This window comes from Hydrogenophaga sp. FW305-3-2-15-A-LB1, from assembly GCF_058787875.1.
The window spans coordinates 1-23,872 of the sequence record NZ_JBYTAE010000080.1 but is presented as its reverse complement, the minus strand read 5'-3'; the positions used below and the strand labels follow the sequence as shown (position 1 = coordinate 23,872).

Below are 23,872 nucleotides of genomic sequence, written 5' to 3'. Positions count from 1 at the left end.
GGACCTGACATGACCATGACCCCCACCCAACTCGCCGCCGCCATCCCCAAGGCCGAGCTGCACATGCACATCGAGGGTTCGCTGGAGCCCGAGCTGATCTTCGCGCTGGCCCAGCGCAACGGCCTGAGCCTGCCCTACGCCAGCGTGGACGCGCTGCGCGAGGCCTACGCCTTCACCAACCTGCAGAGTTTCCTGGACATCTACTACGCCGGCGCCAGCGTGCTGCTGCACGAGGCCGACTTCCACGACATGGCCTGGGCCTACTTCCTGCGCGCCAAGGCCGACAACGTGGCGCACGCCGAGCTCTTCTTCGACCCGCAGACCCACACCGCGCGCGGCGTGCCCATGGCCACGGTGATCCTGGGCCTGGCCAGCGCCTGCGCGCGCGCCCAGGCCGAGCTGGGCGTGAGCGCGGCGCTGATCCTGTGCTTCCTGCGCCACCTGAGCGAGGAAGATGCCTTCCAGACGCTGGAAGCCGCCTTGCCTTACCGCCAGCACTTCATCGGCGTGGGCCTGGATTCGAGCGAGGTCGGCCACCCGCCGTCCAAGTTCTCGCGCGTCTTCGCGCGCTGCCGCGAGCTGGGCTTCCATGTGGTGGCGCACGCGGGTGAAGAGGGCCCGCCGGCCTACATCTGGGAAGCACTGAACGACCTGAAGACCGAGCGCATCGACCACGGCGTGCGCTCGCTGGAAGACCCGGACCTGGTCGCCGAACTGGCGCGGCGGCGCATCCCGCTCACGGTGTGCCCACTCTCCAACCTCAAGCTCTGCGTGGTGAACGACCTGAAGGACCACCCGATGAAGCGCCTGCTCGACGCCGGCCTGTGCGCCACCGTCAACTCCGACGACCCGGCCTACTTCGGCGGCTACATGAACGCCAACTTCGTGCAGACCGTGCAAGCGCTGGACCTCACGCGCGAAGACGTGATCACCCTGGCTCGCAACAGTTTCGAGGCCAGCTTCGTGAGCGCGGCGCGGCGCGCGGAACTCATGGCCTTGCTGGACGGCGCGGTCGCTGGCTGAACGGGCCGTGCCATGACCCAACCGAGGTTTCTGGTCGTGGCCATGCCCTCGCCAATGAACAGGGCGGCGTTGAAGAGCGCGCTCGAGATCTCGGGGCTGAAGGCCCCGCTGGACGGCGCGATGTTCGATCCGGCGAACTGGCACGAGTCGCTACAGCATCAGTTACTGGGCGCCATCCGCCCGAGCGACCCACTGGATCCGCCCGATCCAGTGGACCATCGACGAACTCTTCCTGGTCGAAGGACACCGGGTGGGCGACCACGATGAGCACTACCGCTACGACGTGATCGGAAGCTGGCTGCTGCAGCCCGCCCGGCAGCTCGATCTGTTTGACGGCCCCGGGCCCGGGTAAAATCACGCCCCAGCGAGCCCGGTGCTTCCCCGGCTCGCTTTTTCATTCACGGAAGCCATGTAGAGGACCACCATGTACAAAAACCTCGTGGCCCGGTGCGCGTGCGCACTGGCGGCTGCCAGCTTTTTATTTCCCTTTTCCACCCCCGCCCAGGCACAGACGCCGCCGCTCAAGGCCGCGTTCGTCTACGTGACGCCGCTGACCGAAGCTGGCTGGGTGCGCCAGCACGAGCAGGCCCGGCTCGCCGTGCAGGCCGCCCTGGGCAACAAGGTCGAGACACGCTACGTGGAGAACGTGGCCGAAGGCGCCGACGCCGAGCGCGTGATCCGCGATCTGGCGCAGCAGGGCCACCGCATCATCTTCACGCCCAGCTTCGGCTACATGGAGCCCACGCTCAAGGTGGCGCGCGAGTTCCCGGACGTGAAGTTCGAGTCCATCACCGGCTACAAGACCGCGCCCAACGTCGCCACCGCCAACGCGCGCTACTACGAGGGCCGCTACCTGGCCGGTGTGGCTGCGGGCCGCATGGCCACGCAGGCGGGCTACATCGCCGGTTTCCCGATCCCCGAGGTGATCCAGGGCGTCAACGCCTTCACCCTGGGCATGCGCTCGGTCAACCCGCGCGCCACCGTCAAAGTGGTGTGGCTGGGTGAGTGGTTCAACCCGCCGCGCGAGCGCGACGCGGCCATGACGCTGATGAACCAGGGCGCCGAGGTGCTGGCCTTCCACACCGGCTCCACCGCCGTGATGGTGGCCGCGCAGGAGCGCGGCAGGCTCGCCGTGGCCTACCACTCCGACATGCGCCGCTTCGGGCCCGATGCGCAGATCGCCGCCGTGACCCACCTCTGGGGCGACTACTACACCCGCCGCGTGCAGGCCGTGCTGGACGGCACCTGGCAGAGCGCGAGCGTCTGGGGCGGAGTGAAGGAGGGCATGATCCGCGTCGACAGCTTCGGCAGCAAGGTGCCGGCCAAGGTGCGCGACGAGGTGCAGGCGCGCCAGGCCGACATGGCCGCGGGCAAGCTCGCGGTGTTCGCGGCGCGCAAGACCGCCGTGCGCGACAACCAGGGCAAGACCGTCATCGAAGCCGGCAAGGCGCTCGACGACGGGCAGATCCTGGGCATGAACTGGCTGGTCGAAGGCGTGCAGGGTTCGGTCGAGCGCTGAAGCCGCGCGGGCCCACCGCCGGCGCGGCGGTATGGGCCTTATCGGCGGCGCGATATGCCCGGGCGAGCCCCAGGCGTTAAGCTGCGCGGCATGAACGCCTACCGTGCCGCCCTCCTGCGTTTCGACGACCAACAACGCCCTGTCTACGACGCCGATGGCCTGCTGGTCGTCGGCCCCGACGCGCAGGGTCGGCGCGTGGTGCGCGCCGCGGGCGACCACGCCGCGCTGATCGGCAACTTTCCCGGCGTGTCGGTGGAAGACCTGAGCGGAAAACTGATCGCGCCGGGCTTCATCGACATGCACGTGCACTACCCGCAGACGGACGTGATCGGCGCGCCCGCGGCCGGCTTGCTGCCCTGGCTGGAGAACTACACCTTCCCGCACGAGTCGCGCTTTCACGAGCCGGAGCACGCGCGCGAGGTGGCGGCCTTCTTCCTGGACGAACTGGCGCGCAACGGCGTGACCACCGCGCTCACCTTCGCGACCTCGCACCCGGCCTCGGTCGACGCGATGTTCGAGGCGGCGCGCTCGCGCGGCCTGCGCTTCATCACCGGCAAGGTGCTGCAGGACCGCCACAGCCCCGATGGCGTGCGCGACCAGACCGAACAGAGCCTGATCGACACCGAGGCGCTGATCCAGCGCTGGCACGGCGTGGACCGCCTGGGCTACGCGATCACGCCGCGCTTCGCCCCCACCAGCACGCCCGAACAGCTGCGCGGCGCGGGCGAGCTGGCGGCAAAGCACGGTGACGTGTGGATTCAATCGCACGTGGCGGAAAACCTCGACGAGGTGCGCTGGGCGGCCGAGCTGTTCCCGAAGTCGCGCAGCTACCTGGGCGTGTATGGCGACTTCGGCCTGCTGCGGCAGCGCGCGGTGTACGCCCATTGCATCCACCTCGACCAGGCCGACCGCGCGCTGATGGCCGCCACCGGCACCACCGCCGCCGTGAGCCCGACCAGCAACCAGTTCCTGGGCAGCGGCTTCTTCGACTACCTCGCCGCCGACGCGGCGGGCATGGGCTACGGCCTGGCGAGCGACGTGGGCGGTGGCACCAGCTTCTCGCCGTTCCGCACCATGCTCGCGGCCTACTGCGTGGGCCGTGAGGGCCAGACCAAGCAGGGCCTGAGCCTTACCCCGGGGCAGCTGTGGTGGCAGCACACGGCGGGCGCGGCGCGCGCGCTGGGGCTCGAGGGCGTGGTGGGCAACCTGCAGCCCGGCCACGAGGCGGATTTCGTGGTGCTCGACCCGCAGGCCACCCCTCTGCTGGCGCGCAAGACCTTGCAGGCGGACAGCCTGGACGAGCTGCTGTTCGCGCTGATCGTGCTGGGGGACGATCGGGTGGTGGCGCGCACGGTCATCGCTGGCGGCTGATCTCGATCACGGCTTGGGCGTGTCGTTTTTGCGCTTATTTCTCGACCTAGGGAATGTCCCAGTCTGCGGGTTCCAATGATCTGAATTTGGAAACGAAGCGACGTTATTTGGGATTCAAGTGCGCTTTGTTCGGGGCCGCCCTTTGCCCGAGGGGGCGGCTGGGCTGTTGTGGTGAACAGAGCGCCCCCTTAGCATCGCCCTGCCAATTTTTTGGGAGGTGCGATTTGAGCTCACTGGCCGCTGGTTTGTTCGCGAGGTACCGCTCGCATCACGACATGAACAGGTCGTTCCTGGTGTGGATGGGGGCTCTGGGGAGCCTGGCCTTCCCGCTCTTCTATCTGCTGCGTTTCACGGGGCAACTCCCGCCGCGCTACGACGATCTGGCGCTCAGGGCCATCGCCACCCTGTTGTGCCTGGCACTGGCGTTGCGCCCGTGGTGGCCCGCGAGGGCCAGGCCGTTCTACCTCGCGCATGCCTACTTCACGTCGGTCTACTGCCTGGCGTTTCTGCAGACGTTCACGACCCTGAAGAATCAGGGGGACAGCTTTTCTGTCGTGAACATGGTGATCGGTGCGGTGTGTGTCATTCTGGTCGCCGATTGGCGCAATGCCGTGGTGATGCTGGTCGCCGGATACGCCCTTGGGGCGCTCGCGTTCTGGGCATCACAACCCGGCATCGCGTTCACGCCGGACGTCTGGATCTGGCTGCCCGTGCCGACGCTGCTGTTCGTGGCCGGTGCCTTGTCCCATTTCGAAAGAAGGCAGGCTGAGCTGGCGCGCCATCGCCTGTACATGAGCTTCGCGGGTTCCATCGCGCACGAGATGCGCGGGCCCATGCAGAAGATCCAGGGTGTCTTCGACACCCTGGAGCGCGACTTCCTGCGCCTGGGGTCATCCCAGTCCTCGGTGTCCCACACGCGCGAGCAGGTCATGGCGATGGTGCGGGTGATGAACGAGGGCCGCAACGCGATCAAGCTGGGTCTGCAGTCGATCACGGTGACGCTGCAGCAGCTCAAGAGCAGGGCCTTCGATGCCTCGGGTTTCACCTGGCTCTCGGCGGCGGTGTGCACCGAGCGCGCGGTGAGCGATTTCGGCTACGAGAGCGAGGCGCAGCGCGAGCGGGTGCGCCTGGCGGAGGTGGCCGACTTCACGTTCAAGGGCGATGAAACCCTCCTGACGCTGATCCTGTTCAACCTCATCAAGAACGCGCTGTATTACCTGCCGGCCTGTCCCGACGTCATGGTGACGGTGACCGTGGATGCGCAGTGCATCACGGTGCGCGATACAGGGCCGGGCATCGCGCCGGAAAAGATGGAGCACCTGTTCGAGGACTTCCAGACCTCCGGCAAGGCCGATGGCACAGGCCTGGGGTTGGCGTTTTGCCGGCGCGCCATGCGCGCCTTCGGCGGGGAGATCACCTGCGCATCGCGGTTGGGCGAGTTCACGGCGTTCACGCTGTCGTTTCCCGCGGTGGCGCAGGCGGAGGCCCGGGCCCACGCCGAAGAAGCCATGCGGCATGCCGCGCGGTTGCTGCGCGGCGCCCGCGTGCTGCTGGTGGATGACGATCCGATCCGGCGCCGCGCCACCCTGGCCCAACTCCTGGCCCTGGTGGGCAGCAGCAGCATCGACGAGGCCGGCAACGGCGCCCAGGCGCTGGACCTGCTTCGCCTGGCCTCGGACGTGCCGTATGACCTCGTCGTGATGGACCTCCACATGCCGGTGCTCGATGGTTGTGACACCGTGCGCCAGATCCGCCTGGGGGCCGCCGCCGGGCATGAACAGGTGCCGGTGCTGGCACACAGTGTCCAGCCGGCGACCGAGGCCCGCGCACAAGCCCGCGAAGCGGGCATGGACGGGTTCCTGAGCGCGCCTTGCAGCCTGCCTGAGATGGCCGGCGCGATCGTGAGCCTGCTCAAGGACCAGCCCTTGCGCCACAGCGCCAAGGATCCGGCGCCCTTCATGGGCAGCTCCGTGCTGCTGGCGGAGGACAACGCCGTGAACCGCGCCATCGTCAAAGGCTACCTGAAGGACATGGGGTTGGAGGTGGTGGAGGCGCAGCAGGGGCAGGACGTCCTGCAGTTCCTCAAGGCGGGCGTGCGGCCGGCCGTGATCCTGATGGACGTGGAGATGCCCGTGCTCGGCGGCATGGAGACGACGCGGCAGCTGCGCGCGATGGCCGACGGGGTGCGCAACATTCCCGTGGTGGCGCTCACCGGGCATGCCTCGCCGGAGCACAGGCAGGCGGCGCGGGACGCGGGCATGGACGGCTTTCTCACCAAGCCCGTGAACGTGGTGGCCTTGCGCGGGGAGCTGGCCCGCCTGATCGGCGAGCGTCCGGTGGGTGAGGCCCAGGCGGCGGGCGCGTCGCCGTCGCCCGCGCGCCTGGCGGGGGCGACCATCGATGGGCCCTTGCTGGATGACGAACGTGTCGAGCAGCTCAAGAGCATGAACATCATGGTGAACCTGCTGCCCGATGGCCTGGCCCAGGCCCGGCGGCACATTGCCAATCTGGAGGACGCTGTGCGGCGCAACGACCTGAAAAGCGCACGCCAGGCGCTGCATTCGCTGGCCGGCCTGAGTGGCGAAATGGGGGCTCACGCCATGTCCGAGACCGCGAAGCAGCATTCGCGCGTGGTCGAGAGCAACGCCTGGCCGTTCGAGCCGAACTGGCTGGCGCGGTTCAACACGCTCTTCCTCGAATCCGAACAGGCCTTGCTCACGAGCTTTGCCCTGCGCAAGACCTCACCGTCCTAGCCCGTTAAAGCGGCGACGCGGGTTCAGTTGTAGGTCAGTGCCCGCGCCTTGCCCCAGAACACGCGGTACATGTAGATGGTGTAGATGATGATCACTGGCAGCGTGATGGCCACGCCGATGAAGATGACGGTGAGCGAGCCGGTGGACACAGCCGCCTGCCACACGTTCATGCGGCCGATCACGATGTCGGGGAAGATGCTGTACGCCAGGCCGAAGAAGGCCAGCACGAAGATCAGCACGGTGGCCGCGAACACCACCCAGCCGTAACCCGCCTTCACCACATTGGGGTGCGTGACCACCCAGCGCACCGCGAAGAAGGCGATCGCGCAGCTCAGGGGAATCGGCATCAGGCCGAACACCTCGGGCACGCTGAACCACTTCGCCACCACGCCGGGGTTCACCAGCGGCGTGGCCACCGAGATCGCGACCAGCGCAAAACCCATGGGCCACAGCACGCGGGCCGCCCAGCGCACCGCGTGGGCCTGCAGCTCGCCTTCGGTCTTCATGATCAGCCAGCCCGCGCCGAGCAGGATGTAGGCCGCCGGCAGCGTGAGCGCGATGCCCAGGCTGAACGCCAGGCCCAGCCAGCCCTTGTCGAAGCCTGTGATGTAGCTGCCCAGCATCCAGCCCTGCGAGGCGCTGGCGAGCAGCGAGCCGACGAAGAAGGCGCGGTTCCAGAACGGCACGTATTTCGTGGGCGCCTTCACACGGAAGTCGAACGCCACGCCGCGCAGGATCAGGCCGATCAGCATCACGGCCACCGGCAGGTAGAGCGCCTGCAGCACCAGCCCGTGCGCCATCGGAAAGGCCACCAGCAGCACGCCGACACCGAGCACCAGCCAGGTTTCGTTGGCGTCCCAGAACGGGCCGATGCTGGAGATCATGGTGTCCTTCTGCTCCTTGCTCTCGGCCAGGGGCAGCAGCAGGCCCACGCCGAGGTCGTAGCCGTCGAGGATCACGTAGGCCAGCAGGGCCAGGCCCATCACGGCCAGGAAGATCAGGGGGAGCACTTCGGCCCAGGTGGTCATGTTCATGGGGTGTTCTCCGTTCGGTCAGACGCCGGCCTTGCCGAGTTCGGCGCCGTGGGGTGCTTCGGGGGCATGTTTGAACGGGTGTTCGGCCATGTACTTGAGTACGCCGACGTAGGTGATGAGCAGCAGGCCGTACACGATGAGGTAGGCCGTGAGCGTGACCGCGATCATGGGCGAGGGGGTGTTGGTGACCACGTCGGCGGTGCGCAGGTGGCCGTAGACGAGGAAGGGCTGGCGGCCGATCTCGGTGACGTACCAGCCCGACAGCGTGGCCAGCCAGCCCGAGAAGGTCATGCCCGCCAGCACGTACAGCGCGGGCTTGGGCAGGTCCAGCGAGCCCTGCGCCTGGCGGCGCCGGCGCCAGAGCATCCAGGCCGAGGCCCAGGCCACGACCAGCATCAGCGTGCCCACGCCGACCATCACGCGAAAGGCCCAGAAGATCGGCGCCACCGGCGGGTGGGCGTTCGGGAATTCGTTGAGGCCCTTGAGTTCGGCGTCGGCGTCGTGCGCCAGGATCAGGCTCGCCATCTTGGGAATCTTCACCGCGTAGTGCGTGGTGCCGGCGGCCTCGTCGGGAATGCCGAACAGCGTGAGCGGCGCGCTCTTCTCGGTGTGCCAGATGCCCTCGAGCGCCGCGATCTTGGCGGGCTGGTGCTCCAGCGTGTTCAGCCCGTGCATGTCGCCGGCCAGGAACTGCAGCGGCATGGCCACCGAGGCGGCGATGATGGCCGTGCGCAAGGCCTTGTGCGTGCCGCCGGTGGCGCTGCCCTTGATGAGCTGCCAGGCGCAGAGGCCGGCGATGAGGAACGAGGCCGTGAGCGCCGAGGCCAGCAGCTTGTGCGCCAGGCGATAGGGGAAGGAGGGGTTGAACACCACGGCGAACCAGTCGACCGCGACGAACTTGCCGTCCACGATCTCGAAGCCCGCGGGTGTCTGCATCCACGAATTCAGGCTCAGGATCCAGAACGCCGACATGGTGGTGCCGAAGGCCACCAGGAAGGTGGCGGCCAGGTGCACGCGCTCGCTCACGCGGCCCCGGCCGAACAGCATGATGCCCAGGAAGCTGGCCTCCAGGAAGAAGGCGGTCAGCACCTCGTAGCCCAGCAGCGGGCCCGCGATGTTGCCGGCCCGTTCCATGAAGCCGGGCCAGTTGGTGCCGAACTGGAAGCTCATCACGATGCCGGAGACCACGCCGAGCGCGAAGCTCAGCGCGAACACCTTGGTCCAGAAGTAGTAGGCCTCTTCCCATGCCGGGTCGCGCGTCTTGATGTGGCGGATGCGGAAGTACAGGAGGAACCAGCCCATCGCGATCGTGATGGTCGGGAACAGGATGTGAAAGCTGATGTTCGCCGCGAACTGGATGCGCGAGAGGAGCAGGGCGTCCATGGGGGTTCTCCGTGGGGTTCTTGTCTGGTGGGGGTCAGGCCGCGTCGGGCAATTTCTCCGGGCGCGCGCTGCGGCCCGCCGCCTTGCCCGTGAGGCGGTCCTTGAGTTCGAGCACGCGCGTGACGGTCGCGCCCATGCCCATCAGCTGCATCGCGGTTTCGGGGGCCAGCTTCTGCACGTCGTCGAACCAGGTCATGAGCCGGTCGATCAGGTCGTGCATCTCGCGCATGCGGGCCTGCGCGTGGCGCTCGGCGTCGGTCTTGGGCGTTTCCAGCAGCGCGGTGCGCAGCATGGACAGGGTGGGCTCCACTTCGCGGCGGCGGCGCTCCTCGGCCAGCACGCGGAAGATTTCCCACACATCGGCCGGCGCCTCGAAGTACTCGCGCCGGTCGCCCGGCTGGTGGCGCAGGCGCACCAGCCGCCAAGCCTGCAATTCCTTCAGGCCCATGCTCACGTTCGAGCGCGAGAACTCCAGCGTCTCGGCGATCTCGTCGGCGTTGAGCGCGTTGGGTGAAATGAAGAGCAGGGCGTAGATCTGCCCCACGGTGCGGTTGATGCCCCAGCGGCTGCCCATTTCCCCGAAGTGGGCAACGAACTCGCGGTTGAGGGGCGGAAGATGGTCTTGCAGTGGCATGCCCGGAAATGTAGCTGGTTCGGCCTGAGTTTTCAGTAATTACTGAAATTCCGGTAATTTCCTGGGGGCTCTCCGCGATCCGGGACCGGTGGGCGCGCCACCTACAATCGCGCCCCATGAGCATCAAAAGCGACAAATGGATCCGCCGCATGGCCGAACAACACGGCCTGATCGAACCGTTCGAGCCCAACCAGGTGCGGGCGGTGGATGGCAAGAAGGTGATCAGCTACGGCACGTCGAGCTACGGCTACGACATCCGTTGCGCGCCGGAATTCAAGGTGTTCACCAACATCCACAGCACGGTGGTGGACCCGAAGAACTTCGACGAGAACAGCTTCGTGGACATCAACAAGGACGTCTGCGTGATCCCGCCCAACAGCTTCGCGCTGGCGCGCACGATGGAGTACTTCCGCATCCCGCGCAACGTGCTCACCATCTGCCTGGGCAAGAGCACGTATGCGCGCTGCGGCATCATCGTCAACGTCACGCCCTTCGAGCCCGAGTGGGAAGGTTATGTGACGCTGGAGTTCAGCAACACCACGCCGCTGCCGGCCAAGATCTACGCGGGCGAGGGTTGCGCCCAGGTGCTGTTCTTCGAAAGCGACGAGGTCTGCGAGACCTCCTACAAGGACCGGGGCGGCAAGTACCAGGGCCAGGTCGGCGTGACCCTGCCCAAAGCTTGACGGTTCGCGCGCCTTGACCCAGGTCAAGGCGGCCGGGCAACCCGGTCGATAGCATGCCGGGCATGTCACGCAACCCGCCCGGCTTCTCTTCTCCCGCCCCCATCCCCGCTGGCCAGCCGCTGCCGCACCGCAAGGTGATCCGGGGCTGGCTCGCCCCGCTCGTCGAGCGGCGCACCGCGCGCGCCATCGCGCTGCTGGTGTTCGACTGGGTGGTCTTCGCCGCGCTCATGGCCGGCACCGTGTGGTTCGCTGCCGTGTGGGCCAAGCTGCTGTGCGGCCTGGCGGCGGGCTTCATGATCGGGCGGCTGTTCATCATCGGCCACGACGCCTGTCACCAGAGCTACACGCCGCACCGGGGGCTGAACCGCGTGCTGGGCCGCATCGCCATGCTGCCCTCGCTCACGCCCTACAGCCTGTGGGAAGTGGGGCACAACGTGGTGCACCACGGCTACACCAACCTCAAGGGCGTGGACTTCGTGTGGGCGCCGCTCACGCGCGAGGAGTTCGCCGCGCTCTCGCCGATGCGCCGCGCCCTGGAGCGCGCGTACCGCAGCGGCTTCGGCCCGGCGCTGTACTACCTGGTGGAGATGTGGTGGCACCGCATGTTCTTCCCGCGCAAGACCTACATGGGCACGCGGCGCGCCGAGTTCGTGTGGGACGGCGTGTTCGTCAGCGCCTGCGCGCTGGCCTGGATCGGCGGCCTGGTGGCCGCCGCCTCGGCCACCGGCCAGTCGGTCTGGCTGCTACTGGCCATGGGCTTTGCCGTGCCCTTCCTGTTCTGGAACGCCATGATCGGTTTCGTGGTCTACGTGCACCACACCCACACGGCGGTGCAGTGGCACGACGACAAGGCCGCCTGGGGCCGCGCCGCGCCCTTTGTATCGACCACGGTGCACCTCACCTTTCCGCTGCGCATCGGCGCGATGCTGCACCACATCATGGAGCACACCGCGCACCATGTGGACATGAGCATCCCGCTCTACCAGCTCGAAGGCGTGCAGCGCCTGCTGGAGGACGCGCTGCCGGGCCGCATCATCGTGCAGCGCTTCTCGTGGCGCTGGTACTTCGACACCGCGCGCCGCTGCAAGCTCTACGACTTCGGCCGGCGCTGCTGGACCGACTTCCAGGGCCGCCCGACCAGCGCCTGCGCACCCGCCGTCGCCTGAGCCCGGCGGGGCCACGCCCGCTTCATAATGGGATACCCGCACCCGTACCGAGGTCGCCGAGGAGCCATGCCATGAAGTGGGAAAACAACCGCCAGTCCGATCAGATCGAAGACCGCCGCGCCGACCCCGGCGGGGGTGGGCTCGGTGGCCTGGGTGGCGGCCGGCGCGTGGGTGGGCGCGGCATCGGCCTGGGCACCATTGCCGTCGCGCTGGTCGCGGGCTGGATCTTCGGCATCAACCCCATGACCATTCTCGGCGTGCTCGGCGGCGTGGGCGATGGCGCACCCACCGCCCAGGTGGAGACCACCCAGGGCCCGACCCAGGCGCCCACCGACGACATGGGCAAGTTTGTGGCCGCCGTGCTCGGCGGCACGGAAGACGTGTGGGGCCAGGTGTTCCAGCAGGCCGGCGCGCAGTACCAGAAACCGCGCCTCGTGCTGTTCCGGGGCGCCACGCCCACGGCCTGCGGCACCGGCCAGTCGGCCATGGGCCCGTTCTACTGCCCGGGCGACCAGAAGGTCTACATCGACCTGAGCTTCTACGACACCCTGCGCCGCCAGCTCGGCGCGCCGGGCGACTTCGCCCAGGCCTATGTGATCGCGCACGAGGTCGGCCACCATGTGCAGAACCTCATGGGCATCACCGACCAGATGGAGCAGGCGCGCCGGCGCGTGGGCGAGCGCGAGTACAACGCGCTGTCAGTGCGGCTGGAGCTGCAGGCCGACTGTTTTGCCGGCATCTGGGCCCACCACAACCACAAGAACAAGGCCATCCTGGAGCCGGGCGACGTGGAAGAGGCGCTGAACGCCGCCGCCGCGATCGGCGACGACGCCTTGCAGCGCAAAAGCCAGGGACAGGTGGTGCCCGACAGCTTCACCCACGGCACCAGCGCACAGCGCCAGCGCTGGTTCAACACGGGGCTGCAAAGCGGCAGCGTGCAGTCCTGCGACACCTTCAAAGCGGGCAGCGTCTGAGGCCTGGCGGAGGCCGCCGGCCCGGATTTGGGCGAAAAACGGTCAAAGTGCGACAATACGTGGCTAACTTTGAAGCCAATGACCCAATCCTTCTCCGAACTCTCCCTCTCGCCCGCCATTGAGCGAGCCGTGGCCGAAATGGGCTACGCGACCATGACGCCGATCCAGGCGCAGGCGATTCCGGTGGTGCTGCAAGGCCGTGACGTGATGGGCGCCGCCCAGACCGGCACCGGCAAGACCGCCGCGTTCACGCTGCCGCTGCTGCAGCGCATGCTCAAGCACGAGAACGCCTCCACCTCGCCCGCGCGCCACCCGGTGCGCGCCCTGGTGCTGCTGCCCACGCGTGAGCTGGCCGACCAGGTGGCCGAGCAGGTCAAGCTGTACGCCAAGTACACCAACCTGCGCAGCACAGTGGTGTTCGGCGGCATGGACATGAAGCCGCAGACGGCCGAGCTCAAGAAGGGCGTCGAGGTGCTGGTGGCCACGCCCGGGCGCTTGCTGGACCACATCGAGGCCAAGAACTGCGTGCTCAACCAGGTCGAGTACGTGGTGCTCGACGAGGCCGACCGCATGCTGGACATCGGCTTCCTGCCCGACCTGCAGCGCATTCTGAGCTACCTGCCCAAGCAGCGCACCACGCTGCTGTTCTCGGCCACCTTCTCGCCCGAGATCAAGCGCCTGGCCAACAGCTACCTGCAGGACCCGGTGACCATCGAGGTGGCGCGCTCCAACGCCACGGCGTCCACCGTGGAACAGCATTTCTACCGCGTGGAAGACGACGACAAGCGCGGCATCCTCAAGCAGATCCTGCGCGAGCGCGGTCTCAAGCAAGCCTTCGTGTTCGTCAACAGCAAGCTCGGTTGCGCGCGCCTGGCGCGTTCGCTCGAGCGCGAAGGCCTCAACACCACGGCCCTGCACGGCGACAAGAGCCAGGACGAGCGCCTCAAGGCCCTGGAAGCCTTCAAGACCGGCGCGGTGGACCTGCTGGTCTGCACGGACGTGGCCGCGCGCGGCCTGGACATCAAGGACGTGCCGGCGGTGTTCAACTTCGACATCCCGTTCAACGCCGAGGACTACGTGCACCGCATCGGCCGCACCGGCCGCGCGGGCGCTTCGGGCCTGGCGGTGTCGTTCGTGAGCGGGCGCGACACGCGCCTCATGGGCGACCTGGAAAAGCTGCTGGGCAAGAAGCTCGAGCTCGAAGCGCTCGAGTTCGAAGCCGACCGCCGCCCGGCGGGCCGCTTCAACGATGGCCAGCGCGCCTGGCAGCAGCCCGAAGGGCAGGACGCCGAGCGCCGCGAGAGCCGAGCCATCCGTGAGAGCCGCGAGAGCCGCACCCCGCGCGAAGCGCGAGGCGCCTCCGATTCGCGCCCGACCCGCGCACCGCGCGCGCCGGCCGATCCGCTGTTCGACAAGCCCTACGAACCCAGCGCCGCGAGCGACGCCACGCCCTCGTGGGAAGTGTCGCAGCGCGCCGCCGCGCGCACGGCCTCGCCCAACATCAAGACGCGCCGCAAGGTGCCGGCCTTGTTCAAGAGCGCCCCCGTACCGGCGCCGGCTCAGGAAAGCTGAGGGCGAAGCCCTTGCCTGAGCCTGCCAGGCGGCTTTCGCCGCCGCTCCTTCAGCGCTTGCCGGGTTTGCTGGCCTGCTCGCAGCGCACCGAGATCCGCTCCACCTCGCCCGGCACCTCCGTGATGCGGGCCGCGGTGAGGCAACCGCCCCACACACAACCCGTGTCCAGCGCCTGCAGGTCGTGGCGCTGCACCGCGCCCAGCGTGGACCAGTGGCCGAACGCGATCGGCACGCCTTCGGTGCGCCGGCCCGGCACGTCGAACCAGGGCATGAAGCCCTCGGGCGCCGCGCCCGCGCTGTCCTTGGTGTCGAACTCCATCACACCCTGCGCGGTGCAGAAGCGCAGCCGCGTGAAGGCATTGACGATCACGCGCAGGCGCGCGGCGCCGCGCAGCGAGTCGCTCCACAGCGGCGGTTCGTTGCCATACATCTCCTGCAGGAAGCCGGTCCAGTCGGCGCTGCGCAGCACGGCCTGCAGCTCGCCGGCCAGCGCCAGCGTGCCGGCTACGTCCCACTGCGGCAGCACGCCCGCGTGCACCATCAGCCAGCCGTGTTCGAACAGCGCCATGGGCCGCGCGCGCAGCCAGTCGAGCAAGGCCTCGCGGTCGGGCGCGGCAAGGATGTCACCCACCGTGTCGCTGCGATGTGGCTTGCGCACGCCGTGCGCCGTGGCCAGCAGGTGCAGGTCGTGGTTGCCGAGCAGGCAGTGCGCCGCGCCGTCGAGCGCGATCAGCCGGCGCAGCACGGCCAGCGAGGCCGGCCCGCGGTTGACGAGATCGCCCAGCAGGTACAGCGTGTCGCGGCTGGGTGAGAAACCGATGTCGTCGAGCAGGCGGCCGAGCGCCGCGTCGCAGCCCTGCACATCCCCGATCATGTAAAGTGCCATTGGCCGATTATGGACACCCTCCTCATTGTTTTTCTGACGCTGCTCAACGGGGCGTTCGCCATGTCCGAGCTGGCCCTGGCATCCAGCCGCAAGGCGCGGCTCACGGCCATGGCCGAGGCCGGCGACAAGGGCTCGGTCACCGCGCTCCAGTTGCTGGACAACCCCACCCAGTTCCTCTCCTCGGTGCAGGTCGGCATCACCTCCATCGGCATGCTCAACGGCATCGTGGGGGAGGCTGCGTTCAGCGACGACCTGGGCCGCCAGCTCGTGGCATGGGGCCTGACGGAAGCCACGGCCAGCGTGATGGCCACCGCGATCGTGGTGGTGGTCATCACCTTCATCACCATCGTGTTCGGCGAGCTGGTGCCCAAGCGCATCGGCCAGCTCTACCCCGAGGCCGTCGCGCGCTGGGTCTCGCGCCCCATGGCCTTCGTGGCCCAGGCCGCCAAGCCCTTCGTGTGGCTGCTCACGCACACCACGCAGTGGGTGCTCAAGCTGCTGCGCATCGACACCAACGCCGTGCAGCACGTGACCGAAGAGGAAATCAACGCCAGCCTGGAGGAGGGCGTGGACGCCGGCATCATCGAGGAACACGAGCACCAGATGGTGCGCAACGTGTTCCTGCTGGACGACCGCCAGCTCACCTCCATCATGGTGCCGCACTCGGAGATCGAATGGCTCGACGCCGAGGACCGCATCGACGCGGCCGTGCAGAAGGCCTGGACCACCGGCCATTCCTGGTACCCGGTGTGCCGGGGCGGGCTGGACGACGTGGTCGGTGTGATCCACCTGCCGCGCATGCTCGCGCTGCAATCCGAAGGCCACAACGAACCCTTGATGCAGCACGTGCTGCCGGCCGTGTTCGTGCCCGAGACACTCAGCGGCATGGAGCTGCTGGAGCAGTTCCGCGAACGCGCGACGCGCATGGTGTTCGTGGTTGACGAATACGGCGTGGTGCAGGGCCTGCTCACGCCGCTGGACATGCTGGAGGCCATCACCGGCGAGCTGTCGCCGCGCACCGCGGTGGACGCCTGGGCGACGCAGCGCGAGGACGGCGCCTGGCTGGTGGACGGCGCGATGCCCGTGACCGAGCTGAAGTCGCGCTTGGCGATCGACGACCTGCCCGACGAGGACAAGGGGCGCTACAACACCGTGGCCGGCCTCATGCAGACCGTGGCGGGCGACCTGCTGGGCCGGCGCGAACACGTGGACTGCGCGGGCTGGCGCTTCGAGGTGCTGGTGCTCGATGGGCGCCGCATCGACCAGGTGCTGATCACGCGCCTGCCCGAGCCCGAGTCGGAAGCGGCGGTCGAGGCCGACGGCTGAGCCGCGCGCTCACAAGCCCCACCACGCGGGAAGCCAGCGCCGCACCTCCGGACGGCCGAAGCGCTCGTCCATCAGCACCACCACGCCTTCATCGTCCGGTCCGCGGATGACGCGGCCGGCGGCCTGCACCACCTTCTGCAGGCCCGGGAACAAATAGGCGTAGTCGTAGCCCTGCCCGAAACGGGCCTGCAGCCGCGCGCGCAGTTGTTCGGTCACCGGGTTGAGCTGCGGCAGGCCCAGGGTGGCGATGAAGGCGCCGATGAGGCGCTGCCCGGGCAGGTCGATGCCTTCACCGAACGCACCACCCAGCACGGCGAAGCCGATGCCCTGGCTGTCTTCGGTGAAGCGCGCGACGAAGGCCTCGCGCTCGGGTTCGCCCATGCCGCGCGACTGCGCCCACACCGGCAGCGCCGGGTGCGTGGCCTGCAGGCGTTGCAGCGCCTGCTGCAGGTAGTCGAAGCTGCTGAAGAAGGCGAGGTAGTTGCCGGGCCGTTGGGCGTACTGGTCGGCCATGACCTCGACCAATGGGTCGAGCGAGGCGGCGCGGTCGGCGTAGCGGGTGGAGAGGTTCGGCGTCACGCGCACCTGCAGCTGCGAGGCATCGAAGGGCGAGGGCACGGACAGGCGCGCGGTGTCTTGCGGCAGGCCCAGCAGGTCGCTCACGTAGGCCATGGGGCTGAGCGTGGCCGAGAACAGCGTGGCGCTGTGCGCGGCCTGCCAGCGCGGCTGCAGCAGCGGGCCGGGGTCGAGGTTGCGGATGTTCAGCACCGGCTGGCGCGGGGGGGCGGCCGGCCGCGCGCGGCGCGGGCGTGAGGTCCACCAGCGAGTGCTGGTCGAACACCTCGGCCACGCGCAGGAAGCGCTGCACCTCGAACAGCCAGTCCTGCAGACCGGCCGCGTCCGCGCCCTCGGGTTCGAGCGCGAGGTGGTCCGACAGCGCCGCGCTGTGGCGTTGCAAGGCCTCGATGAACGCACCCGGCAGTTCGGGCAGCACCGTGTGGTCCTGCGTCTGCAGGCGCGCCAGCGCGCTCCAGGGGCGCTGCAACCGGTCCATGGTTTTCTTCAGCGCGGCCGGTGCGCCCTTGCGCACGGCCTGGAAGGCGGCGGGGCGCAGCTCGGCGCTGTACATGAGCCGCGCGCGCTCGATCAGGTTGTGCGCCTCGTCCACCAGCAGGCCCACGCGCAGTCCGTCGCCCACCGTGAGCGACCAGGCGTGCGCGCTGAGGTCGAAGAAGTGGTTGAAGTCGCCCACCACCACGTCGCTCCAGCGCAGCAGGTCCTGGCCCAGGTAATACGGGCAGACCTCGTGGCGCAGGGCGATCTCGCGCAGCGCGGCCTTGTCGAGCCAGCCCGCCTGCGCGGCGGCCTCGCGCGCGGCCGGCAGGCGGTCGTAGAAGCCGCGCGCGAGTGGGCAGGACTCGCCGTGGCAGGCCTTGTCCGGGTGCTCGCAGGCCTTGTCGCGCGCCACCAGTTCGAGCACGCGCAGTGGCTGGGCCTTCATGCGCTGCAGGGCGTGCAGCGCGAGCTGGCGCCCGGGTGTCTTGGCGGTCAGGTAGAAAAGCTTGTGCGTGCCCTGGGCGGGCGCGGCGCGCAGGGCCGCGAACAGCGTGGCCATGGTCTTGCCGATGCCGGTGGGCGCCTGCGCGAGCAGGTGGCGCCCGGCGCCGTGGCAGCGGTAGACGGCGGCGGCCAGCTCGCGCTGCCCGGGCCGGAAGCCCTCGAACGGAAAGGCCAGCGCGCGCAGCGCCTCGTCGCGCGCGGCGCGGTGCGCCAGCTCGGCGCGCGCCCAGCCCGCGTAGCGCGCGCAAAGCGTTTCGAAGAAGGCCTTGAGCTCCACCGCGCTGTGCCACACGGGCAGCACCGTCTCCTGCGCGGTATCGATGTTGAAATAGACCAGCGCGAGTTCGATGCGCTCCAGCGCGTGCTGTTCGCACAGCATCCAGCCGTAGACCCGCGCCTGCGCCCAGTGCAGTTCGCGGTGGTTGTCGGGGATGCGCGCGGCGTCGCCCCGGTGCGTCTTGATTTCCTCCAGGCGCGGCACCGCCGGGTCGAAGCCGTCGGCCCGGCCTTGCACCCGCAGCTCGCCACAGCGGGCGCTCAGCGGCACCTCGCGTTGGTAGCCCGCCGCGCGCCGCGCGGTCACGGTGGTGTGGCCGGCGATGCCGTCCTGCGCGCTGGGCGAGGGCGTGAAGCGCAGGTCCAGGTCGCCCGTTTTGGCCGCGAAGGCGCACAGCACGCGCACCGCCACCGAGGCGGTGGTCGTGTCGATGGACGGTGGGTTGGCCGACATGGCTCACCATGGTACTGGATATATAGTCAGTGAATGTCCGCGATCGCCCCCGCCCTGACGCGGCGCCACCACCAGCGCCTGCGCGAGATCTACCGCTCGGCCGGCTGGCCCTGCCACGACATGCTGGAGGTGGAGCTGCTCGCCGCCGGCCTGCTGGAGCGCCGGCCTTCGCCCGAGGGTTTCGAGAGCCTGCGCGTGACCGAGGCCGGCATCCAGCGGCTGGCCGAGGTGTTCAGCCAGAACAAGGCCGCGCGCACGCCGCACGAGGCCCTGGTGGAGCGCGTGGCCACGGCGATGGCGCAGGCCGGGCGGCTTAGCTGGCGCGGCCTGATGCTGCGCGTGCCGCTGCCGCGCGCGCTGCTGGGCGGTGAGCCCGCTGCGGACACCGGCGGCCCGCTGCAGGCCTGCGCCTTCGAGAGCGAGGCCGTCGCCGCCCCTGCGCCCGAGCACGGCTGGTGCATGGCCTCTCCGGACGTGTTCTCGGTGCGGCACACCACTGTGGAGGCCTACCTGGAGCCCGTGGTGCACGAGATCAAGGTGAGCCGGGCCGACCTGCTGGGCGACCTGCGCAAACCCGCCAAGCGCGCCGCCTACCTGGGCCTGGCCAGCGCCTGCTGGTACGTGCTGGGGCAGGACGCCAAGGGCCGCCCCATCGCCGCGCCCGACGAGGTGCCGCCCGAGTGCGGCGTGATGCAGCTCGAAGGCGAGCGCCTGGTGGTGGCGCGCGAGGCGCCGCGCCGCGCGGTCGAACGCCTGCCCTTCCACGTGTGGATGGCGCTGGCGCGCAGCGGGCCGGCCGTGCGGCCGGAGGACGACGCGCAGTCGCTGCTGTGACCCGATCGGTGAAATCCCACTGGCGCGGCAGGGCCACTCTGGCGATGATGTGTGCCTGTGCTGTTTCTCGGAGACCACGATGAAAACCCTGAACGACCACCTGAGCCAGTACGCGGCCTACCACCGCGACCGCCGCAACATCGTCACGCACTTCATCGGCATTCCCATGATCGTGCTCTCGGTCGTGGTGCTGCTGGCGCGCCCGGCCTTCGACGTGGCGGGCCTGCCCCTGTCCCCGGCCACGCTGGCGGTGATCGCCGCCACGCTCTACTACCTGCGGCTGGACCTGCGCTTCGGCGTGGTGATGGGCCTGCTGCTCGCGGCCTGCCTGGCGGTGGCGCATGCCACGGCGGGCCTGTCCACCGGCGCCTGGGCCACCTTCGGCGTGGGCCTGTTCGTGGTGGGCTGGGTGATCCAGTTCGTCGGCCACATCTACGAAGGCCGCAAGCCGGCCTTTGTCGACGACGTCATGGGGCTCATCATCGGCCCGCTGTTCGTGGTGGCCGAACTTGCCTTCCTGATGGGCCTGCGCCGCGAGGTGGAGGCGGTGGTCGAGTCGCGCGCGGGCCCGGTGCACGGCGGCCGCGAGCTCGCCAAGTGATCCGGCCCGAGTCGCCCGGCGACGTCGAAGCCATCCACGCGCTGACGGCGGCCGCCTTCCAGCGCGCGCCGCACACCAGCCACACCGAGCACCTCATCGTCGACGCCCTGCGCGCCGCGGGGCAGCTTGCCGTGTCGCTGGTCGAAGAGCGGCAGGGCGCCGTGGTGGGCCATGTGGCGGTGTCGCCGGTGACGGTGTCGGATGGCACGCGGCACTGGTTCGGCCTGGGCCCAATCTCGGTGCTGCCCGGTTACCAGGGGCTGGGCGTGGGCAGCGGGCTCATGCGCGCGGCCCTGCAGCGCCTGCGCGATCAGGGCGCGGGCGGCTGTGTGCTGGTGGGTGAGCCGGCCTTCTACGGCCGCTTCGGTTTTCGCGCCGTGCCCACCCTGCTGTTGCCGGGTGTGCCGCCCGAGTATTTCCAGGCCCTGGCCTTCAACGGGCGGGTGCCGCACGGCGAGGTGAGCTACCACGAGGCCTTCGACGTGCGGCCGCCGGAAGCCGAAAACCACACGCGCTGACGGGCTGATCGGCGCGCGGTGGCACCGAGGTCGTTTTCATGTAACTATTCAAGTTACATGAAACTCGACAGCAAACTCTCGTCCATCCTTCACCTGCTGCTGCACATGGCGCAGAGCGAGCGGCCCATGACCTCCGAGGCCCTGGCCGCCTGCCTGCAGGGCAGCAGCCCGGTGGTGGTGCGCCGCACCCTCGCCGGCCTGCGCGAGGCCGGCTTCGTGAGCTCCGAACGGGGCCACGGCGGCGGCTGGGTGCTGGCCTGCAACCTCAAGACCGTGACCCTGCGCGACGTGTACGACGCGGTCGGCGCACCCACGGTGTTCGCCATCGGCCACCGCTCGGACAACCCCGAGTGCCTGGTGGAGCAGGCGGTCAACGAGGCGCTGTCGGGCGCGTTGCAGGAGGCCCAGGCGCTGCTGGTGCAGCGGCTGGGCCGCGTGACGCTGGCCGACCTCGCGGCCGATTTCAACCGCCGTTTCGACGCCCACCCCCATGCCAGGAGCCACCATGCCCACCACCACCTCCCCGAATGACGCCATCGTGATCGGCGGCAGCTACGCCGGCCTGTCCGCCGCCCTGCAGCTCGCGCGGGCGCGCCGCCGCGTGCTCGTGATCGACGCCGGCCTGCGCCGCAACCGCTTCGCCAGCGCCTCGCACGGCTTCCTGGGCCAGGACGGCCGCGCGCCCGGCGACATCGCCGCCGAGGGCCGGGCCCAGCTGCTCGCCTACCCCAACGTGCGCTGGCTGGACGGCACCGTCGCGCGCGCCGAAGCGCAGGGCGAGGGTTTTGGCGTGGCGCTCGACGGTGGCCACACCGAGCAGGCCCGCACGCTCGTGATCGCCACGGGCGTGGTGGACGAGCTGCCGGCCATCGAAGGCCTGGCCGAGCGTTGGGGCCGGGGCGTCTTCCACTGCCCGTACTGCCACGGCTACGAGCTCGACAACGGGCGCATCGGCGTGCTGGCGGTCAGCGAGATGTCCATGCACCACGCGCTGATGCTGCCGGACTGGGGCTCGACCACGTTGTTCCTCAACGAGGCCTTCGTGCCCGACGAGGCGCAGCGCGCCGCGCTGGCCGCGCGCGGTGTCGCGGTGGAAGCCGGCGCGGTGGCGCGCCTGGTGGACACCGCCACGGTGGAGCTGCGCGATGGCCGCCGCTTCGCCCTGGATGGTCTGTTCACCATGGCGCGCACGCACATCGCCAGCCCGGTGGCGGCGCAGCTGGGCTGCGCCATGGACGAAGGCCCCACGGGCGCCTTCATCCGCACCGACGCGATGCAGGGCACCAGCGTGCCCGGCGTGTTCGCCTGCGGCGATGCCGCGCGCGCGGCCGGCAACGTGGCGATCTCGGTGGGCGCGGGCGCCATGGCCGGGGCCAGCGCGCACCGCGCCCTGATGTTCGGCTGATCGCTTAGCGCGCCGGTTGCAGGCGCGTCACGCGGACCTGCACGAAGACTTCTTCGGTGGCCGCGTAGTCCCACTGCTCGACGGCGCAGGCGCGCTCGGCCGCGTGCCAGCGCACCAGGTTCACCGAGTTGGGCGCGCCGGGCCGCACGCGGTGCGACACGGCGGTGCCGGCCTGCACCGCCCACATCGGTCGCGCCAGGCCGGGCAGGGGCATCACGTAGGGCAGGTGGATGTGGCCGCCCATCACGAGGTCGGCGCCCGCGGCGGCCCAGGCGTCCTGCGCGGCGGTGTGGCCGATCAGGCGGTCCGGCTCGTCCTGCGGGCGCTGCACATCGATCGGCTGGTGCACCACCACCACGCGCAACTGGGCCGGCGTGGCCTCGGCCAGCCGCGCCGCCACGCGCGCGACCTGCGCCGCCGACACCTCGCCGTTCTTGTGCCGGTGCGCGCGCGTGGTGTTCACGGCCAGCACCAACAGCCCGGCGGAACTGAACTGCGGTTCGAGCTCATCGCCGAAGGCCGCGCGGTGGCCCGCGTAGGGCCGCACCAGCCGGGCCCAACCGTTGAACAGCGGGATGTCGTGGTTGCCCGGGATCACCAGCCGGGGCGCGCCCAGCTGGTCCATGAAGCGGCGCGCGGCCTCGAACTGGGGGGCGCGGGCGCGCTGGGTGATGTCGCCCGAGAGCACCACGAGGTCCGGCCGCAGCCGCTGGGCCAGCTGCACCAGGGCCCGCACCACCGGCGCCCGCTCGGTGCCGAAGTGCGGGTCCGAGACCTGCAGGATCGCGCTCAAGCGGGGGCCTCGCGGTCGGCGGGTGCCGGTTTGAGCAGGAACAGGGGCACCGGCAGCACGCGCACATCCAGTGGCGCCTTCATGCGCAGGACTTCCCCATCGACCGCGACCTTCAGGCGCCGCGCACCCGCCACCGACGGCGCGCGCACCACCATCTGCTGGAACTCGAAGTGCTCGATGTCGTCGGCCTCGCCAAGCGTGCCCATGGCGCCTTGCCACATCAGGCGCAGCAGGGCCAGGGTACCGATGGGCTTGAGCATCACCGCCGTGACGCGGCCGTTGTCGCGCGCGCCATCGGGGCGCTGGCCTTGCACCACGCCCACCTGCTCCAGCTGCAGGCGGTTGTTGCCCACGAACAGGGTGAGGGTCTTCACCTCGCGCTGCGCGCCGTCCAGGCCGATGCGCAGTTTCAGCCGCCGCTGCGCGCGGAACAGGGTGGCGAAGGCCGCCCAGATCGCCACCCACTGGCTGCGCCCGAAACGGTTCTTCCAGACCTCGCGGTCCTCCAGCAGGTCGGGGTACAGGCCCAGGCTCGCGTTGACCAGGAACAGGTGCTCGTTGACGGCGGCCACCTGCACCGGCTCGGGCCGCGCGCCCAGCAGTTGCGCCATGGCATCGGCCACGTCGGTGGCGATGCCGTGCGTGCGCGCGAAATAGTTGAAGGTGCCGCGCGGGATCACGCCCAGGGCGCAGCCGGCGGCGTGGGCGGCCTGGGCCACGGTGTTGATGGTGCCGTCGCCGCCCACGGCCACGATGGCGGCGTTCGTTTCGCGCGCCTGCCGCGCCAGCTCGGCCGTGCGGCGCGGCAGGTCGGCCGGTTCGCACACGTGCAGCTGGCCGGGCCGGCCCGAAGCGCGCAGCGCGGCCTCGATGGTCGCTCGCGTGCCGTCGCCGTCCTGGCTGCCGGAGCGGCTGTTGATGACGAAGTGCAGCGTCGAGGCCGGATCGAAAGGGGGGACTTCGGGCATGGGCGGCCAAGGGATGGGTTCGGACCAGTGTAGCGGCGCTGGTTGAAAACCCCATGGCACAAGCCGGTCCGGCTGGCGATGATGGTGGGCATGAACGCGCCCCTGCCCACCTGGATCACCGGCATCGGCCTGATCGCGC

The 23,872-nt window shown here is 69.6% G+C and carries 21 protein-coding genes and 1 pseudogene; 14 read left to right on the top strand and 8 right to left on the bottom strand.

The window, feature by feature from the left end; genetic code table 11:
* Window positions 1–15: 15 nt before the first annotated feature.
* From AC3WPZ_RS21945 to AC3WPZ_RS21930, 4 genes are all read left to right on the top strand, one after another.
* Window positions 16–1,023 (top strand): adenosine deaminase, encoded by a 1,008-nt coding sequence (locus AC3WPZ_RS21945; RefSeq protein WP_492441532.1) that lies wholly within the window; start codon window positions 16–18, stop codon window positions 1,021–1,023.
* 424 nt (window positions 1,024–1,447) lie between these two features.
* A complete protein-coding gene (locus tag AC3WPZ_RS21940; protein WP_492433211.1) occupies window positions 1,448–2,542 on the top strand; it encodes a BMP family ABC transporter substrate-binding protein in 1,095 nt (364 codons plus the stop codon).
* 90 nt (window positions 2,543–2,632) lie between these two features.
* Complete coding sequence (gene guaD / locus AC3WPZ_RS21935) at window positions 2,633–3,913, top strand: guanine deaminase (RefSeq protein ID WP_492441528.1); 1,281 nt, start codon at window positions 2,633–2,635, stop codon at window positions 3,911–3,913.
* 275 nt (window positions 3,914–4,188) lie between these two features.
* On the top strand, window positions 4,189–6,666 hold the full coding sequence (locus AC3WPZ_RS21930; protein WP_492441526.1) for a response regulator: 2,478 nt from the start codon (window positions 4,189–4,191) through the stop codon (window positions 6,664–6,666).
* A 23-nt stretch (window positions 6,667–6,689) separates the two neighbouring features.
* Here AC3WPZ_RS21930 and AC3WPZ_RS21925 read toward each other — a convergent pair whose 3' ends face one another.
* From AC3WPZ_RS21925 to AC3WPZ_RS21915, 3 genes are read right to left on the bottom strand one after another with little or no spacing between them, the layout of a single operon-like run.
* Entirely contained in the window at window positions 6,690–7,700 is a 1,011-nt protein-coding gene (locus AC3WPZ_RS21925) for a cytochrome d ubiquinol oxidase subunit II (RefSeq protein ID WP_444688277.1), read from the bottom strand.
* Window positions 7,701–7,718: 18 nt separating this feature from the next.
* Complete coding sequence (locus tag AC3WPZ_RS21920) at window positions 7,719–9,083, bottom strand: cytochrome ubiquinol oxidase subunit I (RefSeq protein ID WP_382160469.1); 1,365 nt, start codon at window positions 9,081–9,083, stop codon at window positions 7,719–7,721.
* Window positions 9,084–9,117: 34 nt separating this feature from the next.
* A complete protein-coding gene (locus AC3WPZ_RS21915) occupies window positions 9,118–9,717 on the bottom strand; it encodes a GbsR/MarR family transcriptional regulator (protein ID WP_291113211.1) in 600 nt (199 codons plus the stop codon).
* Between the two features lie 116 nt (window positions 9,718–9,833).
* Between AC3WPZ_RS21915 and dcd the strand changes: the two genes are divergently transcribed.
* The 4 genes from dcd (at window position 9,834) to AC3WPZ_RS21895 (ending at window position 14,112) form a co-directional block, all read left to right on the top strand.
* Complete coding sequence (dcd, locus tag AC3WPZ_RS21910; protein ID WP_382160466.1) at window positions 9,834–10,400, top strand: dCTP deaminase; 567 nt, start codon at window positions 9,834–9,836, stop codon at window positions 10,398–10,400.
* 62 nt (window positions 10,401–10,462) lie between these two features.
* On the top strand, window positions 10,463–11,566 hold the full coding sequence (locus tag AC3WPZ_RS21905; protein ID WP_382323590.1) for a fatty acid desaturase: 1,104 nt from the start codon (window positions 10,463–10,465) through the stop codon (window positions 11,564–11,566).
* A gap of 71 nt (window positions 11,567–11,637) precedes the next feature.
* Window positions 11,638–12,540 carry a KPN_02809 family neutral zinc metallopeptidase gene (gene ypfJ, locus AC3WPZ_RS21900; protein WP_291113205.1) on the top strand — a complete coding sequence of 301 codons (903 nt, stop codon included), beginning with the start codon at window positions 11,638–11,640 and terminating at the stop codon, window positions 12,538–12,540.
* A gap of 78 nt (window positions 12,541–12,618) precedes the next feature.
* Entirely contained in the window at window positions 12,619–14,112 is a 1,494-nt protein-coding gene (locus AC3WPZ_RS21895; RefSeq protein ID WP_492441523.1) for a DEAD/DEAH box helicase, read from the top strand.
* 49 nt (window positions 14,113–14,161) lie between these two features.
* Here AC3WPZ_RS21895 and AC3WPZ_RS21890 read toward each other — a convergent pair whose 3' ends face one another.
* The gene (locus tag AC3WPZ_RS21890; RefSeq protein ID WP_382160458.1) at window positions 14,162–14,998 is read right to left on the bottom strand and encodes a symmetrical bis(5'-nucleosyl)-tetraphosphatase; all 837 of its coding nucleotides are present in this window, start codon (window positions 14,996–14,998) and stop codon (window positions 14,162–14,164) included.
* 9 nt (window positions 14,999–15,007) lie between these two features.
* On the opposite strand from AC3WPZ_RS21890, the gene AC3WPZ_RS21885 reads away from it, so the two are divergent.
* Window positions 15,008–16,324 carry a hemolysin family protein gene (locus AC3WPZ_RS21885; protein ID WP_444688274.1) on the top strand — a complete coding sequence of 439 codons (1,317 nt, stop codon included), beginning with the start codon at window positions 15,008–15,010 and terminating at the stop codon, window positions 16,322–16,324.
* Between the two features lie 9 nt (window positions 16,325–16,333).
* On the opposite strand, the gene AC3WPZ_RS21880 is transcribed toward AC3WPZ_RS21885, so the two are convergent.
* Entirely contained in the window at window positions 16,334–16,837 is a 504-nt protein-coding gene (locus AC3WPZ_RS21880; protein ID WP_492441521.1) for a helicase C-terminal domain-containing protein, read from the bottom strand.
* Window positions 16,838–17,492: 655 nt separating this feature from the next.
* Window positions 17,493–18,263 (bottom strand): annotated as a pseudogene (locus AC3WPZ_RS21875) (DEAD/DEAH box helicase); the annotation flags it as partial.
* Window positions 18,264–18,647: 384 nt separating this feature from the next.
* Here AC3WPZ_RS21875 and AC3WPZ_RS21870 point away from each other — a divergent pair.
* The 5 genes from AC3WPZ_RS21870 to AC3WPZ_RS21850 all read left to right on the top strand — a co-directional run bounded on the left by AC3WPZ_RS21870 (window position 18,648) and on the right by AC3WPZ_RS21850 (window position 21,972).
* The gene (locus AC3WPZ_RS21870) at window positions 18,648–19,448 is read left to right on the top strand and encodes a hypothetical protein (RefSeq protein ID WP_444688272.1); all 801 of its coding nucleotides are present in this window, start codon (window positions 18,648–18,650) and stop codon (window positions 19,446–19,448) included.
* Window positions 19,449–19,527: 79 nt separating this feature from the next.
* Window positions 19,528–20,049, top strand: coding sequence for an Mpo1 family 2-hydroxy fatty acid dioxygenase (locus AC3WPZ_RS21865; protein ID WP_492433225.1), 522 nt, complete (start codon window positions 19,528–19,530; stop codon window positions 20,047–20,049).
* Window positions 20,046–20,567 (top strand): GNAT family N-acetyltransferase, encoded by a 522-nt coding sequence (locus tag AC3WPZ_RS21860; RefSeq protein WP_444688271.1) that lies wholly within the window; start codon window positions 20,046–20,048, stop codon window positions 20,565–20,567. Before AC3WPZ_RS21865 ends, AC3WPZ_RS21860 begins: the two co-directional genes overlap by 4 nt.
* A gap of 57 nt (window positions 20,568–20,624) precedes the next feature.
* The gene (locus AC3WPZ_RS21855) at window positions 20,625–21,098 is read left to right on the top strand and encodes an Rrf2 family transcriptional regulator (protein ID WP_382323595.1); all 474 of its coding nucleotides are present in this window, start codon (window positions 20,625–20,627) and stop codon (window positions 21,096–21,098) included.
* The gene (locus AC3WPZ_RS21850) at window positions 21,073–21,972 is read left to right on the top strand and encodes an NAD(P)/FAD-dependent oxidoreductase (RefSeq protein ID WP_444688270.1); all 900 of its coding nucleotides are present in this window, start codon (window positions 21,073–21,075) and stop codon (window positions 21,970–21,972) included. The genes AC3WPZ_RS21855 and AC3WPZ_RS21850 overlap by 26 nt, the downstream gene beginning before the upstream one ends.
* A gap of 4 nt (window positions 21,973–21,976) precedes the next feature.
* On the opposite strand, the gene AC3WPZ_RS21845 is transcribed toward AC3WPZ_RS21850, so the two are convergent.
* Window positions 21,977–22,765, bottom strand: a complete 789-nt coding sequence (locus AC3WPZ_RS21845) for a metallophosphoesterase family protein (protein ID WP_382323597.1) — start codon at window positions 22,763–22,765, stop codon at window positions 21,977–21,979.
* Complete coding sequence (locus AC3WPZ_RS21840; protein WP_382323598.1) at window positions 22,762–23,733, bottom strand: diacylglycerol/lipid kinase family protein; 972 nt, start codon at window positions 23,731–23,733, stop codon at window positions 22,762–22,764. The genes AC3WPZ_RS21845 and AC3WPZ_RS21840 overlap by 4 nt, the downstream gene beginning before the upstream one ends.
* Window positions 23,734–23,872 lie beyond the last annotated feature (139 nt).